This window comes from Desulfovibrio desulfopostgatei, assembly GCF_053570645.1.
Genome location: NZ_JBRBQS010000002.1, coordinates 1,741,205 through 1,756,836, shown reverse-complemented (window position 1 = coordinate 1,756,836; position 15,632 = coordinate 1,741,205). Strand labels below are relative to the sequence as shown.

11 protein-coding genes are annotated in these 15,632 nt (G+C 59.8%); 4 read left to right on the top strand and 7 right to left on the bottom strand.

The window, feature by feature from the left end; genetic code table 11:
- Positions 1 to 36: 36 nt before the first annotated feature.
- Together secG and ACUZ9Q_RS07750 are read left to right on the top strand one after the other, a co-directional pair.
- Positions 37 to 420, top strand: a complete 384-nt coding sequence (gene secG / locus ACUZ9Q_RS07755) for a preprotein translocase subunit SecG (RefSeq protein WP_449247648.1) — start codon at positions 37 to 39, stop codon at positions 418 to 420.
- Between the two features lie 80 nt (positions 421 to 500).
- The gene (locus tag ACUZ9Q_RS07750; RefSeq protein WP_449247647.1) at positions 501 to 1,556 is read left to right on the top strand and encodes a Smr/MutS family protein; all 1,056 of its coding nucleotides are present in this window, start codon (positions 501 to 503) and stop codon (positions 1,554 to 1,556) included.
- A 128-nt stretch (positions 1,557 to 1,684) separates the two neighbouring features.
- Here the strand turns inward: ACUZ9Q_RS07750 and ACUZ9Q_RS07745 are convergent, their stop codons facing one another.
- The 6 genes from ACUZ9Q_RS07745 to xerD all read right to left on the bottom strand — a co-directional run bounded on the left by ACUZ9Q_RS07745 (position 1,685) and on the right by xerD (position 9,822).
- Positions 1,685 to 2,089, bottom strand: a complete 405-nt coding sequence (locus tag ACUZ9Q_RS07745) for a DnaJ family domain-containing protein (RefSeq protein WP_192111868.1) — start codon at positions 2,087 to 2,089, stop codon at positions 1,685 to 1,687.
- Positions 2,082 to 4,835, bottom strand: coding sequence for a DNA mismatch repair protein MutS (gene mutS, locus ACUZ9Q_RS07740; protein ID WP_192111867.1), 2,754 nt, complete (start codon positions 4,833 to 4,835; stop codon positions 2,082 to 2,084). The genes ACUZ9Q_RS07745 and mutS overlap by 8 nt, the downstream gene beginning before the upstream one ends.
- Positions 4,836 to 4,945: 110 nt before the next feature.
- On the bottom strand, positions 4,946 to 5,386 hold the full coding sequence (locus ACUZ9Q_RS07735; protein ID WP_192111866.1) for a LapA family protein: 441 nt from the start codon (positions 5,384 to 5,386) through the stop codon (positions 4,946 to 4,948).
- A 157-nt stretch (positions 5,387 to 5,543) separates the two neighbouring features.
- A complete protein-coding gene (locus ACUZ9Q_RS07730) occupies positions 5,544 to 6,086 on the bottom strand; it encodes an HIT family protein (RefSeq protein ID WP_192111865.1) in 543 nt (180 codons plus the stop codon).
- Positions 6,087 to 6,106: 20 nt separating this feature from the next.
- Entirely contained in the window at positions 6,107 to 8,851 is a 2,745-nt protein-coding gene (locus tag ACUZ9Q_RS07725) for a CBS domain-containing protein (protein ID WP_449248134.1), read from the bottom strand.
- A gap of 41 nt (positions 8,852 to 8,892) precedes the next feature.
- On the bottom strand, positions 8,893 to 9,822 hold the full coding sequence (gene xerD / locus ACUZ9Q_RS07720; RefSeq protein ID WP_215647912.1) for a site-specific tyrosine recombinase XerD: 930 nt from the start codon (positions 9,820 to 9,822) through the stop codon (positions 8,893 to 8,895).
- 155 nt (positions 9,823 to 9,977) lie between these two features.
- Here xerD and folK point away from each other — a divergent pair, with 155 nt between their 5' ends.
- Complete coding sequence (gene folK, locus ACUZ9Q_RS07715; RefSeq protein WP_027180803.1) at positions 9,978 to 10,493, top strand: 2-amino-4-hydroxy-6-hydroxymethyldihydropteridine diphosphokinase; 516 nt, start codon at positions 9,978 to 9,980, stop codon at positions 10,491 to 10,493.
- Between the two features lie 105 nt (positions 10,494 to 10,598).
- A complete protein-coding gene (locus tag ACUZ9Q_RS07710) occupies positions 10,599 to 10,895 on the top strand; it encodes a TRASH domain-containing protein (protein WP_022658711.1) in 297 nt (98 codons plus the stop codon).
- Positions 10,896 to 11,030: 135 nt separating this feature from the next.
- Here the strand turns inward: ACUZ9Q_RS07710 and ACUZ9Q_RS07705 are convergent, their stop codons facing one another.
- Complete coding sequence (locus ACUZ9Q_RS07705) at positions 11,031 to 15,377, bottom strand: acyl-CoA dehydratase activase (RefSeq protein WP_227117872.1); 4,347 nt, start codon at positions 15,375 to 15,377, stop codon at positions 11,031 to 11,033.
- Positions 15,378 to 15,632 lie beyond the last annotated feature (255 nt).

Below are 15,632 nucleotides of genomic sequence, written 5' to 3'. Positions count from 1 at the left end.
GCCATCGGGCAGTGGCCGGACGGCGAGGAGGAATTCGTGCAGACTCTCATTCTTACGCTGCATATCATTGTGTGCGTGTTGCTGGTTATTCTTGTGCTGCTTCAGGCGGGCAAGGAAGGCATGGGCGTGATTTTTGGCGGTGGCAACAGCTCTGTGTTCGGCAGCGGCGGCGCAGGCGGCATTCTTGCCAAACTGACTGCCCTGATGGCCGTGATTTTTGTTATCACGTCGCTCAGCTACACCCTCGTGACAAGCTCGCGTCCTTCCAGTCAGTCTACGATTCTTGACGTGAAGATTGAAGAGCCTGCTGCTCCCAGGCCCGCCGCCCCGGCTGTTACGCCCGGAGCGGAAGCGACCCCGGCTCCTGTGGTTCCCGCTGCTCCTGCCGAGCAGAAGGCCCCGGTGCCTGCGGCTCAATAAGCGCAGCACCTGTTTTACTGCTAAAGCCGCGGCCTGTGCTGCGGCTTTTTTTATTCGCATACCTTATGAGTGGAGCCGTTATGTCTGACGCAGACGCCTTTGGGGCAAATCCGTTCCGCGCGCTCAACGCAAAAAAATTTCCCGAAAAGCAAAAAAACGGCAGCAATGAGCGCAAACCTACGCGCCACGGGCAAGGCAAGGGCAAACGCGTGATAGCGTCTGCTGGCACTACGCTGGTTGCTGAAGTTTCGGATGAAGACTGCGATCTGTTTTTGAACGCCGTGAGCAGCGTGACCCCTGCCAAAAACAGCCGCAAGGCTGCAAATCCGGGTTTTTCGCTGGAAGAACGAGGTGCCTTGACCAGCATGGCCGATGCACTGGCTGAAGAACGCAGCAAGGGTAAAAAAAATAGGGCCAAGGGCACAACGCCGTATGCTGGCAAACCCGTGGGGGCATCTCCGGGAGCGGCCCAGACGCCGAGCGCCCATGCGTCACCTGGCACGGCGTCATCTGGCAAGGCGGCTCCTGCCAGCGCCGCATCTGGCCCCGTTCAGCATGAGGACGATGACGAAGCTGCGGCCTTTCTTGCCGCCATGGGCACGGTAAGCCCCCTCACTGGCGGCGGGCGTGATGTTGCCCCGGCTCCTGCCCCGGCAACGCCACCGCCTCACGGCGAGCTGAGCCTTCAGGATTTCATGGATGGCAAGCTGGAGTTTGCGCTGACGTTCTCTGACGAATACCTCGAGGGCCATGTGGTTGGCCTTGATCAGATGATTTTGAACAAGCTCCGCGCTGGTGGCCTCAGCCCGGAGGCCCATCTTGACCTGCACGGCCTCAATGCGATGCAGGCATTTGAAGCTCTGCGCGGTTTTTTTAAGGGAAGCTGGTACAAGGGCCTGCGCACGGTGCTGGTGGTGCCGGGCCGTGGGCGCAATTCGCCTGACGGCATGGGCGTTCTGCGCGAAAAGCTGCAAAGCTGGCTGACGCAGGATCCCTTCAAGCGGGTGGTGCTGGCCTTCTGCACAGCCCAGCCGCACGATGGAGGCCCGGGCAGCGTCTATGTGCTGCTGCGCAAGTATCGCAAAAAGGGCCGTATTTACTGGGAAAGAATGCCGGCGGATTCTGACCTGTACTAGGGCAGGTCATGGGAAGTTTTATTTTTGTGGTAGAAACGGGCTTGCAGATTTAATGCAAAAAAATGGCCGGGATGTTCCCGGCCATTGTGCTTTTTGTGGGGTCAGGTGAATGTCCCTTGCCGCCGATATCAGCCTGCCTTGCGTGGATTGGCGGACAGCCTGTCCAGCAGGCGGTCGTAATAGGGATCGTCCTGCTCAATCTGCATGGGCCGCTGAAAGCGCATTTTGGCCCGCGTGACCATAAAGCGCACCCTTTGCATCTGGCGCACTCGTTCCTGCTCGTCCTCGCACTGCTCCAGCAGATCAACAAGCCTGTTCAGTTCCTTGCGCTCCTCAAGCTCCGGCGGCAGGCAGCCAGCATTGCGCAGTATCTTGTAGGCCATGCGCATATCTTCCGGCACATGGCTCAGGTCTTCAATTTCAAGAGGTTTGCCAGCGCCGGGCAGATTGTCAAAGGCCCCCTGCGACAGGGCTTCCTCAATGCGGCGTTCCGCCACAAGCTGGATGACAGACCAGGGATTGGCGTCACTCATGGGCATCCTCGTCCGGCGGCAAGGCGTCTGTTTGCGGGGCAGATTCCGGGCTGTCGCTCCACAGTTTTTTCCATTCCATAAGCAGGCGCAGGGCGTCCAGCGGGCTGAGTTCGTCAGGATTAAGCTCGCGCAGCAGCAGAACAAGCGGGTGTTCCGAGCGCGGCGGCGCAGCGGCAATTTCCGGCAGTTCCGGCTCTTTTTTTGCTGGCTCCGGCAGACTCAGGCCCGGCAGAGACACCGCAGAAACCACGGTTTTTCTGGCGTTGTCGCGCCCACGCTCAAGCCCCTGCAAAATGGCTCTGGCCCGCTGCACCACGGGGCCGGGCACACCCGCAAGGCGGGCCACCTCCACGCCGTAGCTGCGGTCCGAAGGGCCGGGAACCAGCTTGTGCAGAAAGAGAATGTCGTTGTTGTATTCGCGGATGGCGATGTTCATGGTGAACACGCCCGCAATGCGGCCTTCCAGCGCGGTCAGTTCGTGGTAGTGGGTGGCAAAGAGGGTGCGCAGGTCGCCGCCAGCCCGCTTTGCGAGGTCTTCCACCACGGCCCAGGCCAGGGCAACGCCGTCATAGGTGCTGGTACCACGGCCAATTTCGTCCAGAATCACAAGGCTGCGGCGGGTGGCCTGACGCAGAATGCGGGCCGTTTCCATCATTTCCACCATAAAGGTACTCTGGCCCTGGGCGAGGTTGTCTGATGCGCCCACGCGCGAAAACAGTCGGTCTACCAGCCCAAGGCGGGCGGCGCTGGCAGGAACCATGGAACCCATCTGCGCCAGCAGGCTGATGATGGCAACTTGCCGCAGCACGGTGGATTTACCCGCCATGTTGGGGCCTGTGAGCAGGCACAGGCGGCGACCGGCATCAAGGCGAAAGTCGTTGGGCACAAAGTTGGCGCGGCCAAGCATGGCTTCAACCACAGGATGCCGCCCTTCGCGGATGTCCAGATTGGCCTCCGCGTCAAGCTCCGGCCTGCACCAGTTGTTGGTGCGGCCCACCTGCGCAAGGCTCTGCCAGTAATCGAGCTGGGCAACCATATCCGCCGCGTGGATGATGCGTTCGCGCTGGGCGGCCATGTGGGTGCGCAAATCCTGAAACAGCGAGTATTCCAGCGTCTTGCGCTTGTCTGCGGCAGAGAGAAGCTCTTCTTCAAGCTCTTTCAGCTCCACAGTGGTGAAGCGCTCGGCATTGGCAAGGCTCTGGCGGCGGATAAAATGGAAGGGCGCAGGGCCGCTGTGGGCCGCGCGCGTAAGCTCGTAATAATAGCCGAACACACGGTTAAAGCCCAGCTTGAGCTTGCTGATGCCCGTTTTTTCCTGTTCCTCGGCCAGCATGTTCTGGAGTTTCTGTTCGCCATGTTCCGCCAGATCAAGCAGGCGGTCAAGTTCCGCATTATAGCCGGTTTTGAACAGGCCGCCCTCGGTAATGACCGCAGGGGGGCTGTCCACGAGGGCGCTTTGCAGCAGGGCCGCGCAGTCTTGCATGTTGTCCCACGACTTGACCACATCGGCAACGCTCTTGGGCATCTGACCCGCAGGAGCGGAAGTTGTGTCAGAGTTCGCTCCGGAAGGCGTTCCAGCCGCTTGCAGGGCGGCATACACATCCGGCAGGGCCGCAAGGCTGTTGCGCAGGGCAATAAAATCACGCGGCGCGCCCTGATTCAGGCTGATGCGCGTGGAGAGGCGCTCCAGATCGTAGACATTTTTCAAAGCCTCGCGCAGTGCGGCGCGGCGGGCATCGTCCGCATGAAAAAAGGCCACCGCGTCCTGAACGCGGGTGATGGGGCCAAGCTCGCGCCAGGGGTGGCGGAGCATGTCTTCAAGCAGCCTGCCGCCCATGGGAGTCATGGTGTCGTCCAGCACATGGCGCAGGGTGCCCTTGCCCTTGCGGCCATTGAGACGGCAGAAAATTTCAAGGTTACGCTCGGTCACATCGTCAATGAGCAGACGGCGGCCAAGATCAAGGGGGGCAAAGGGCATGAGGTGGTCGGGGTTGCGCATCTGCGTCTGGCTCAGATAAACCAGCAGCGCGCCGCAAGCCCGCATGAGTTCCGGCTTGCCTTCCAGCCCAAGAGCACCTGCCTCGCGTACCCCCTGAGCGGCTATAACGCGCTCTGTGGCGCGCTTAAGGTCAAACTGGGGCGCAGGCATGCGCACAAGCCTTATGCCTTCCAGAATGCAACGTTGGGGCGGCTCGACCCCTTCCGGCACCAGCAGCTCGCGCGGGGCGAGTTTTTGCGCCCACTGCCACAGTTCGGCCTCGCGCTTGAACTCGACGCCTGACCACTGACCCGTGGAAATATCTGCCCAGGCAAGGCCGCCAGCCCCCCCCGAGGCGGAAGGGCACAGCGCACCCAAAAAGTTATGGCTCTTGCTGGCGAGGTTGGCGTCTTCCAGCACTGTGCCTGGCGTGATAACGCGCGTAACGGCCCTTTTGACCAGCCCCTTGGCGGCCTTTGGGTCTTCTGTCTGGTCGCAGATGGCAACGTGGTAGCCCTTGTCGATGAGCTGGGCCACGTAGCCCTCCACCGCATGCCACGGCACGCCGCACATTGGGATGGGGTTTTCTGCGTCCCTGCTGCGGCTGGTGAGGGCAATCTGAAGTTCACGGGCCGCAACCTTGGCGTCTTCAAGAAACAGTTCATAAAAGTCGCCCATACGGTAGAACAGCAGGGCATCGGGGTGTTCGGCCTTGATGCCCATGTACTGTTCAAACATGGGAGTCAGTTTTACGGGGGCTTCTGACATAATAATTCTTGGTGTGATGGTGACGGTTGCGGCTTACCGCAGCCATAAAAAAATTGTGGCGCTGCCCAGACCCTCAGCCGAACAGCGCCACAAAGCGGATTGCGAAACGTCTAGTGCTGCTTGTCAGGATCCGGAACCAGTGATTCTTCGGCGGCAACAGCAGTTGCGGCAGCGGGGGCCACAGGAGCGGGCTGGGCTTCGGCCTTGCCGTTCTTGCTCAAGAACTGCGCACGGGCTGTGTCTGCGCCAAGCTTTTTCTTGGTCTTTTCCAGTTCGCGCTCAAGGCTGCTGATCTGCCATTTCTGCTTCATCAGGCGGGCAGTCAGATTGACCTTGTCCCACACCAGAAAGCCCAGAGTCATCAAGGCGCCACAGGCGAAGGCCGCGATAACCAGAAAATAAAAGGGCAGGGCGATGGAAGACATGGCGGGAATAAAGAACAGGTTGAGCGTGAGCACCATGCTCTGGGAGAGCGCACCCTGGTTCTGAAAAAAGAACACAAGGGCGAGGAAAAAGAGAATGGCGAGCAAAAATACTTTGATATACCGCATAGACATACTCCTCAGGCTAAATAAAGCTATCTCAAAAAAACTTCACGGGCTTTTTGAGAATGCCGCATCGCCCAAGAGGGCACAGCATCGCGCTCTCCAGCCGGTCTTTGTCGCCCCCTGCGAAAAAGACAATCCCCGCCACAAGGTCATGCAGCCCTTACGAGCCGCAACCTTCCTGCCCGGGCGTGGAAGCGGCGCGGTCTTGCTTGCCATTGGCCGCGCCATTCGTGAAATACGGTTTCAGTGCCGCATAGGTGCGGCTCAAGTGTTCGGGCATGGTGCGCACTTCGTCAAACACTGCCATGAATGAAGAGTCGCCCGTCCAGCGCGGCACCAGGTGAAAGTGCAGATGTTCGCGAATGCCCGCGCCCGCTGCCTGCCCCTGGTTCAGGCCGATATTGATGCCTTCACAGTTAAAGTGCTGCTTTAAGATTACCGTGCACTGCTGTAAAAGATCCATGATTTCATGGGTTTCTTCCGGCTTGAGGTCAGCCAGCAGCATAACGTGCCGGTATGGGCACACCATGATATGCCCGTTATTATACGGGAACTTGTTCATGATGACAAAGGCCATACGGCCTCTGTGCAGTACCAGGCGCTGCTCGTCATCCGCCGTATGCTCGGGGAGGCAGAACACGCAGGAGTCTGGCTTGGGGCCAAGAATGTACTCAATGCGCCATGGAGCCCATAGTTGTTTCATAGTTGGTTTGTATACACCTCTTATAAACGCTGGGCAAGTGAAGAATTCCTACTGGTTTGTTCTTCATTCCCATTGCCTGATTTTGCGCCAATACTGCACACGAGGCTGCGCGCCAGGTCCATCTGTTGCTCTGGCGTTGCAGCAGTGCCGTCAAGCTTGGCAGCAAGCACGGCGTCCAGAATGCGCCCAAAGGCGGGGCCGGGTTCCAGCCCCATGATGCGCAGGTCTTCGCCGCTCACATCCGTTTTTTCTTTGCGCCACTGGGTAATGTAGCGCGAAAGGTTTTTTTGCAGGGCGGCGTCGCTTGTGTCTGCCATAAGGTAGAGCAGGCATTCGAGCGAGAGGGGGCGTAGCAGGGCGCACAGGGCGCTGATGCTCTCCTTGCCTGCCTCATGGTCTTTTTGCCACGGTTCCAGCTTGCCGCGCACCACGCGCATGTGCTCGCGCTGGCGCAGAATGTCGGCCCGCCGGGGTTCGGGCAGGCCCATGCGCTGATAGTGATTTGCCGTATCGGCATAGCTCATGTTGTGGTTGAGGGCCAGAAAGAAGGCCAGCCAGGGTTGGGCTGCCTCTTCAAAATACAGCAGTCTGTACCACGTGAGCGTTTCCTGAAGCCGCAGCAGCAGGTTTTTGCGCGTGGGATTAAGCGACAGCAGGGGAGAAACCGCCTCCAGCACGCCAAGTTGGTCAAGACGCGCAATGCAGGCTGAAGGGTCTTCCTCATCGCAGATATGCTGAAATTCGTGGAACAGCCGAAAGCCCGAGAGCTTGTCCATGAGCTTGAGCTTGAGGGCGTTCTTGATGAGCTTTTCCGTACCTGCCCCGATATGGAAGTTATAGCGCTGCTCAAAGCGCACAGCCCTGAGGCAGCGGGTGGGGTCTTCCACAAAGCTCAGGGTGTGCAGCACCCTGATGACGCGCTCCTTGATGTCGCGTTGCCCGCCGAAAAAATCCACCAACTGGCCGAACGGCTCGCAATCAAGCCGCACAGCCAGCGCGTTGATGGAAAAATCGCGGCGGAACAGATCCATCTTGATGGACGAAAGCTCAACCGTGGGCAGGGCCGCTGGGTATTCATAGTATTCAAGGCGCGCCGTGGCTACGTCGATGCGGGCTTCTGCCCCTGCGGCATCGGTGTAAATGACCACGGATGTGAGGAACTTCTGGTGCTCGCGCACCCGCCCGTTGAGTTCTTTTGCCAGCGCCCGCGCAAGCGCTATGCCATTGCCCTCCACCACCAGATCAATATCCTGGTTGGGGCGCTGGAGCAGAAGGTCGCGCACAAAGCCGCCCACGGCGTAGACCGGCAGCCCAAGTTCCCTGCCCAGCCTGCCCGCAAGATGCAGCATGTTGCGGCTGGCAAGAGGCAGTCTGTCCTGTATGAGCTTGCCGAGGTTGCGCTCCTTGCCGCCGGTGGTGCGAGGTTCCGGCATATGGCCCGGCTCCTGCGCAAAAACATTGATAAGGTCGGTGCGCGTGACCACGCCGATAACCTTGTCGTCTTCCACAATGGGCACAAGGCGCTGGCGGCCTCCCACGATGGTCGTGGTCAGATCCTTGAGCGTTGCATCCGGCGGCAGTGTGGTGATTCTGCGGCTCATGTAGTCTTCAACCGTGGATGCGCCAAGACCGTGGGCGCTGGCCCGCGAGGCCGTGAGGGCATCCAGCAGGCCGATGCACTGGCGGGTATCGGGCATGAAGACCGGCACGGCCTTGAGCCCGAAGTGGAGCATGAGTTCATCCGCCTCATGAATGGTGGCGGTGGCCTCAATGCCCACTGCTGGCGAAGACATATATTCGCGCGCGGTTTTATCGGGGTAAGCCTGGGCGTAGAGGTGGCGCAAAATTACATCGCGTACCTCGTGCACTGTCATGGAGCGCACCGAGGCCGAAGCCGCGTAGGCATGCCCGCCGCCGCCAAGGGCCGCGCAGATGTCGCCAACGTTGATGGCCTCGTTGCGGCTGCGGGCCACCACCTGAATACGGTCGTCCATAAGCCCGATGGCAAACAGCACCGGGAATTTTTCCATTTCCATAAGGCGGTGGGCCAGATAGGCGAAATCACCCAGATAATGCTCCATGGCCGCTTCTGAAAGCGTTACCTGAACATTGTTGATGTTGTACGTCTGGGTGGATTCCAGCAGGCTGTTCAGGGCCTGAATGTGCAGGCTCGTGAGCTCGTGGGCTGCCAGAGCGTCGATGCGGTTCACATCCATGCCCTGCCCGAGCAGCCATGCCGCCGCCATAAAATCGGCCTGCGTGGTTGAAGAGTAGGTGAAAGAGCCGGTATCGCCATAAATGCCAAGACCCAGCAGGGTGGCATCGTCCGCGCTGAGGCTGAGGCCCCGCTGCGAAATGGCCTGCACAATGAGGCTTGTGACAGAGCCGATGTGCGCCATGTGCGTGTGCGGGCTTGTGATGTCGTCCGTGGAATCCGGGTGGTGATCCCACAGTTCCACGGTTACGTCATCACGGTCGAGCAGTTGGGCCACATGGCTTATGCGGCCACGCTGACGGGTATCCACAACCACAAGGCGGGTTATGGAATCCCACGGAATTGCAGGAGTTTCCACAATGCCCAGCGCCGCCGTATCCAGCCCGGCAATGAGTTTTTGCAGGCCGCGTTCCTGCGTGCCGGGAAAGAGCAGCACATGCGGGGAGTAAAGAAATCGGGCCGCCAGCATGGCTGCAAAGGCGTCAAAATCTGCACTTGCGTGGCAGGTGATGAGCGTTGTTCCGGCTGGATGCTGCAACGTAGTGGCCACAGAAGCGGACGCCGCCTGTGGGGTCGTTTCCGGCGCGGGGATCACTGGCGGCTCCGGGGGTGGAATTGATGGTGTATGCCGCGCAGGCGTTCGGCCTGCACATGGGTATAAATTTCTGTGGCGCTTATGTCGGCATGGCCAAGCAGCATCTGCACGGCGCGCAGGTCAGCGCCGCCCTCGAGCAGGTGCGTGGCAAAGGAATGCCTGAACGTATGCGGCGAAATGGCGCGGCGGATGCCAGCCTCAAGCGCATATTTTTTAACCATTTTCCACACGTACTGGCGCGTCAGGGCGCGGCCCGATCGGTTGACGAAAAGCTGGTTGCCTGTGGGCGCAAAAAGAGGCCTGCATGCGCTGATATAGTCTGCCAGCATTTGCTGCATCAGGTCGTGCAGGGGCACCAGCCTTTCTTTTGAGCCCTTGCCAAAAACGCGCACAAGGCCACGTTGCAGGTCAAGATCCGGCACGCACATGGTGCACAGCTCAGAAACGCGCAAGCCTGCGGCGTACAGAAGCTCAAGCATGCAGCGGTCGCGCCTGCCGCTTTTGTCGCGCAGGTCTGGCTGGGCAAGCAGGGATTCCACTTCGTCTCTGGTCAGCACCTCCGGCAGATGTTGGGGCAATTTGGGGTTTTCCAGCAATTCAGCCGGGTTTTTACGCAGTCTGCCTTCTTCAACGGCAAAGGCAAAAAACGCCCGCAGGGCGGAAAGTCGCCGTGCAAGGGTACGCCCCGTGTTCTGCCGCGCGCGCAGCCAGGCAAGATACAGAAAAATCTCCTGCTCATCGGGGTCGGGCAGGGATTCTTCCGCCGCGCCCTGGGCCAGCTCCTGCCGATACAGAAAAAAACTCTCAATATCCTGCCCGTAGGCTTCAACCGTATTGGGCGAAAGGCCGCGCTGGGCCAGCAAAAAATCCCGCCACAGGGGTAAAAGGGTTGCCAGGGCAGGGGCTTTGGTGCGTGGATGTGCCATGCGCCCATGCTAGCCGCCTTACCGCAACGGAGCAAGCCTTTTGCAATCAAAACCGCCCGGATGCGTTGCATGCGGTGGGCTTTATCCTTTCCGCGAAAAAAGATATGCTGCAAACCTTGCTAAAAAGCGGGCTGAACCTATCTGAAGGAAACCTGATGGCAGATCAAACAAAGCTGCGGGCCTACGTGAGCCTTGGCTCCAACTGCGACAACGCGGCAGAAAAACTTGCAGCAGCGCTGGACGCCCTTGCGGAACTGCCGGAAATGGGCATCGGCGCAGTATCCCCCGTCTACCGGACAGAACCGCAGGAATACACGGAGCAACCCTGGTTTCTTAACCAGGTTGTTGAACTTTTTCCCGGTGATAGCTGGCGGCCTTGCAGCCTTGTGGACGCCCTGCTGGACATAGAAGCCAGGCTTGGGCGGGTGCGCAGTCCTGACCCCGTACTGCGTTTTGGGCCGCGTGTGATTGATGTTGACCTGCTGCTTTTTGGGCAGGAGCGGAGCACCGATCCTCATTGCCTTGTGCCGCATCCACGGCTGACGGTGCGGGCTTTCGTCATGCGGCCATTGCTTGATATTGCGCCCCTGATCGTTGTAGACGGCCTGCCCGTAAGGGATTGGTTGGCGCGTACAGTATGCCGCGTGGAAGGGGACAGAATTTTTCAGTGACTGGTGCCGCCCTCTGTGATACTGTTTCCAACGGCTTTAATATGCCTGAAAGGGCTGCACTCCAGCCTTACGCGACCCGTGCCACGGGATTAAGGAGCATAACAAATGGTAAAGTGGCTTATTCTGATTTTGGCGGGCTACGCCCTATATCGCCTTTTTGCCAATGATCTGAACAAGAAGAAAAAGGAAAACAAGCAGGAAAGCGCTGCTGAAATGGAGCGTAAGGTTGCCGCTGGCGAAATGGTCAAAGACCCCGAATGCGGCGCGTATGTGGCCGTTGATGGCTCTATTTCCGTGCGTGACGGTGAAAAAGTTCACCGTTTCTGTAGCTACGAATGCCGCGACAAGTTCCTGCAACGCCTTGAAGAAGGCGGCCGGGAACTGCCCCCCCGCGAAGAGTAGTCTTTTTCAGCGTATCTGGAACAGGCCATTTTGTTCCCTTATGCTTCAGATAGTTTGCTGGGCATGATGTGATTTTGTGCAGGTAGCATAAAACCGCCCGCCGGGATAATTCCAGCGGGCGGTTTTTTTTGCGGCCTATTGCTGCCAGTAAGCTCTGTCGCTTCCCATTGTGCCCGTATAGGTGTGCCGGGCATGCCGGGCGGCTTCTTCCCTTTCCTTTTCCTTCTCTCTGGCGATAGCCATGAAAAGCCGTATGCGGTTGAGCTGATTGGCTTCACTGCTGCCGGGGTCGTAATCCAGCGCCATTATGTTGGCCTCCGAGCGCTGACGGCGCACGGCCTTGAACGCGCCGCGCCCCACCACGTGGTTCGGCAGGCAGCCAAAGGGTTGCAGGCAGAGTATGTTGTTTGTGCCGTGTTCGAGAAACTCCAGCATTTCTGCGGGCAGCAGCCAGCCCTCGCCAGCGCTGTTGCCAAGGGACATGACGCTTTCGCCTAGCCTGGCCAGATCGTCAATATGCGCCACAGGCATGACGTGGGCGCTCAGGGGCGAGGTGTTGAGCGCGCCGCGCATGTAGCGGCGCACACCTTCAATGCGGCGCATCACAAGGGCATTGCCCAGCGCAGCCCATGCGCTGCCGCCCTGATACCGCCAGTCGTACACGGCATCCCGCAGGCAGTAGAGCATGAAGTTGGCAAAGTCCGGCAAGAGCGGTTCGCCGCCTTCCTGTCTGATCTGTTCGACAATGTGATTGTTGGCGTCTGCATGGTAGGTCAGCAGAATTTCGCCCACAACAGCCACCCGCGGCTTGGGGGCCAGAGCCGTGCGGATGGAGGCAAAATCCTGCACCAGGCGGGGCAGCAGTTGCCGCAGAGCGGTTTCATCGCCTTTGCGCACTACCGGGATCAGGGTTTGCAGCCAGTGCTGCACCCTGTCTTCGGTTTGCCCTGCATGGCATTCGTAGGTGCCCGTAAACAGCGAAAGCCTTTGCAGCATGTCGCCGGCAAGCATGCCAAGCAGCATGCGCCAGAGCAGGGCGCGGTCTGGCCGCAGGCCGGGCTGGCTCTCTGACCCCGAGGCATTGAGCGTGAGCACGGGCACCGGGTCGTAGCCGTATTCCATAAGCGCCTTGCGCAGCAGGGCCGGATAGTTGCTGGCCCGGCAGGGGCCGCAGGTCTGCGAAAGCAGCAGTGCCGTGCGGCGTGGATCAAGCCCGCCATCGCGCAGAGCCTGCAATAGCTGACCGATAGCCACGATGGCCGGGTAGCAGGCATCGTTGTTTACATAGGCCTGCCCCAGACTCACGGCTTCTGTGCTCACCGTGGGCAGCAACTGGACGGTGTGCCCGCTGCCCGCGATGGCCTGGGTCATGAGCGGAAAATGCAGCGGGGCCATTTGCGGCACAAGAATGGTATGCGTGGCCGCATCACGTTTGCTGAACACCGGCGGCGCGTGGGAAACGGCGGTTGCGGTGCTGTTTCCAGCCTTGTTGCGGCTCACTGCCAGCAGCGAGCGGATACGAATACGTGCAGAGGCCAGGGCATTGCCCTCGTCCATCTTGATGAGGGTATACAGCTTGCCGTGGGCGCGCATGAGTTCGCGCATCTGGTCGGCGGTGATGGCGTCTATGCCGCAGCCAAAGGAAGTCAGTTGCACGAGTTCCACCCGCGCGTTGCCATGGTCTGCCTCGCAGGCCCACAATCCCGCCCGGTAGAGGCGGGCGGCGTATGTCCATTGATTGCGCGCCCTCAGGGGAAAGGACATGCGGTGCCCTGTCCAGTTGCGGGGCATGGCGTCCTCGCTAATGACCGCAGCCCCCAGCGAGGCGATGAAGTCGGGCAGGCCGTGGTGCACCTGCGGGTCAGCATGGTAGGGACGGCCAGCCAGAACCACCAGAACTCCCTTGTTGCGCAGGGTTTCGGCATAGATGTGTTCCGCCTCGGCGCGCAGCTCTCTCAGGTAGTACGCCTGCTCGTGCCGCGCCGCCCGCACTGCGGAGCGTACCTCGCCCCTTGGCAGGTTGAATTCGCGGCAGAGGTTGCGCACCAGCGATGCCGTGTGCGTGAGGTTTACAAAGGGCGAGTGCATGACGGCCCCGGCATCCTTGAGTTCCGGCAGATTCTCGCGCACCACCTGCGGGTAGCCGCAGGCCACCGGGCAGGAGAAGGAATCGCACATCTCGGCAAATTCCTGCGCCTCGCGCGGTATGCAGGGGAAGAAAATGCTCTTGATGCCGCTTTCAAGCAGGGCCAGCACATGGCCGTGCGCCAGCTTGGCCGGGTAGCATACGCTCTGGGAGGGCACGGACGACAGGCCAGCCGCAAACAGGGCGCGGCTGGTCGGCGGCGACACTTCAACCCGGAAGCCCAGCGAGGTAAAGAGGGTGAACCAGAAGGGATAGTGCGCGTAGACGTTTAGAACTCTGGGGATACCCAACCTGCCGCGCGGCGCGGATTCAAGGGGCAGCGGTTCGTAGCGGAACAGGCGCTGGTTTTTCCAGGCCACAAGGTTGGGAGCCGTGACGGTTGCGCCACGGTGCGCCTCGCTGAACCTGTCACACCTGTTGCCCGCGATGTGACGCGAACCGTGGGAAAAGCGCGTTTCTGTGAGCAGGCAGTTGTTGCCGCAGTCGCGGCAGCGAAAGCTGCGCGTACGCATGGCCAAACCACGGATAAGCGGGGCAGTGATGGAAGAGCGCACACTGACGCATTCCGCCTTTTCCAGAGATTCAAGGGCCGCCCCGTATGCGCCCATAAGGCCGGAAGCCGCAGGGCGGTGCACATGCCGCCCAAGAGTGCGCTCCATGGCGCAGAGCAGGGCGTCATTGAGGAAGGAGCCGCCCTGCACAACCACATGCTCGCCCAGTTCTGCCACATTCTTGATGCGCAGCACCTTGTCCAGCGCATTGCGCACAACAGAATAGCAAAGTCCCGCCGCAATGTCGGCAATCTGCAAGCCGTCTTTCTGGGCCTGCGTGACGCGCGAATTCATAAAAACCGTGCAACGCGAGCCAAGATCGGCCGGATGCGCGGCGTACAGGGAAATATCCACAAATTCCTGCATGCTCAGGCCAAGGCCCCGGGCAAAGCTCTCAAGAAAAGCCCCGCAGCCAGCGGAACATGCCTCGTTGAGGCTCACGTCGCTGATAACGCCGTTATCCACCTTGAGGCATTTCATGTCCTGGCCGCCTATGTCTATGACATAGCTGACCTCCGGCACAAGGCGCGTGGCCGCCTTGAAGTGGGCCAGGGTTTCCACCAGCACGGTATCCACGCCAAGGGCGGATTCCGCCAGATGCGCGCCGTAGCCCGTAGCCCCGGATGCGGCAAGCCATGCCCCGTCAGGGATACGCTCAAGCATGTCTGCCAGAGGGGGGAGCAGGGTCTGCAACGGATTGCCCCCGTTGGAGGCGTAGCAGGAATCAAGGATGCGCTGTTCGCTGTCTACCAGCACGGCCTTGACCGTGGTTGAGCCCAGATCCAGCCCAAGGAACAGTGGCCCCCGGGCCTGCCGGATATCTGCGGAGGGCAGCACGTTGGCTGTTGCGTGGCGCTGGCAGAAGCGCGCGTATTCTGCGCTGTCGGCAAACATGGCGGGAAGAACCTTTTCCATGGCAACCTTGCCCGTGTGCGTAAGGCCGCTGGCGCGGCGGGCAAGATCGGCCAGATGGAGCGGTTCTGCGGTATCTTCAGTTTCTTCAAGCGACACGGCGCAACGCGCAGCGCCAATGGCTGCTGTGCACTGGGCATGCGGCAGGTGCGCGATGTGCGCCTCCGCAAGATCAAGATTTTTGATGAACAGATTTTTGAGTTCGGGCAGAAAGTGCAACGGCCCGCCCAAAAAGGCTACCTTGCCGGTAATGGGTCTGCCGCAGGCCAGCCCGCCGATGGTTTGCTCCACCACCGCCTGAAAAATGGAGGCCGCGATATCTTCACGCGGGACGCCGCCGTTGAGCAGTGGCACAATATCCGTTTTGGCGAACACGCCGCAGCGTGAGGCGATGGGGTAGAGCGTGGAATGCCTTGCCGCCAGATCATTGAGGCCGCCCGCATCCGTGCTGAGCAGACGGGCCATCTGGTCGATGAAGGCCCCGGTGCCGCCCGCGCACGATTCGTTCATGCGCAGTTCCACATCCTGCCCCAGATAGAGCAGCTTGGCGTCTTCGCCGCCCAGTTCCACAGCCACGGAAGTATCCGGCGCAGTATAGGAAATGGCGCGGGCTGTTGCCAGCAGTTCCTGAACAAAGGGGATGGAGAGCTGATTGCTGAGATCAAGAGCGCCGGAGCCGGTCATGGCGCAGCGCACGGTGGCTGAGGGGTAGAGCCGGGAGACTTCGGCAAGCAGGGCTGACATGGTGGCGCGAACTGCCGTGCCGTGACGGCTGTAGCGGGTTTCGGCAACAGAGCCGTCGCCGTTCAGCAGCGCCAGTTTTACTGTGGTGGAGCCAATATCAAGGCCGAGATAAAAGAGTGGTGGAGACACGTACAAGTCCTCACATGAAACAGGTTTATGTGATTTGGGCCTGATGTCTTCATAACGCTGAAGCAGAAATTATTTACTTTCTTTCATGAATTCACGCTACACTTGAACGTGAAAAGAATTCAAGCCCCTTTTTATAAAAAAATTGCGGCCTGCTGATTTTAAACCATCCACTCTTGGAATGGTTTAAAATCAGCAGGCCGCAATTTTATCAGCGGGAGTAAAAAGGGATATTGAAACGCTAAATTATATTTTGCT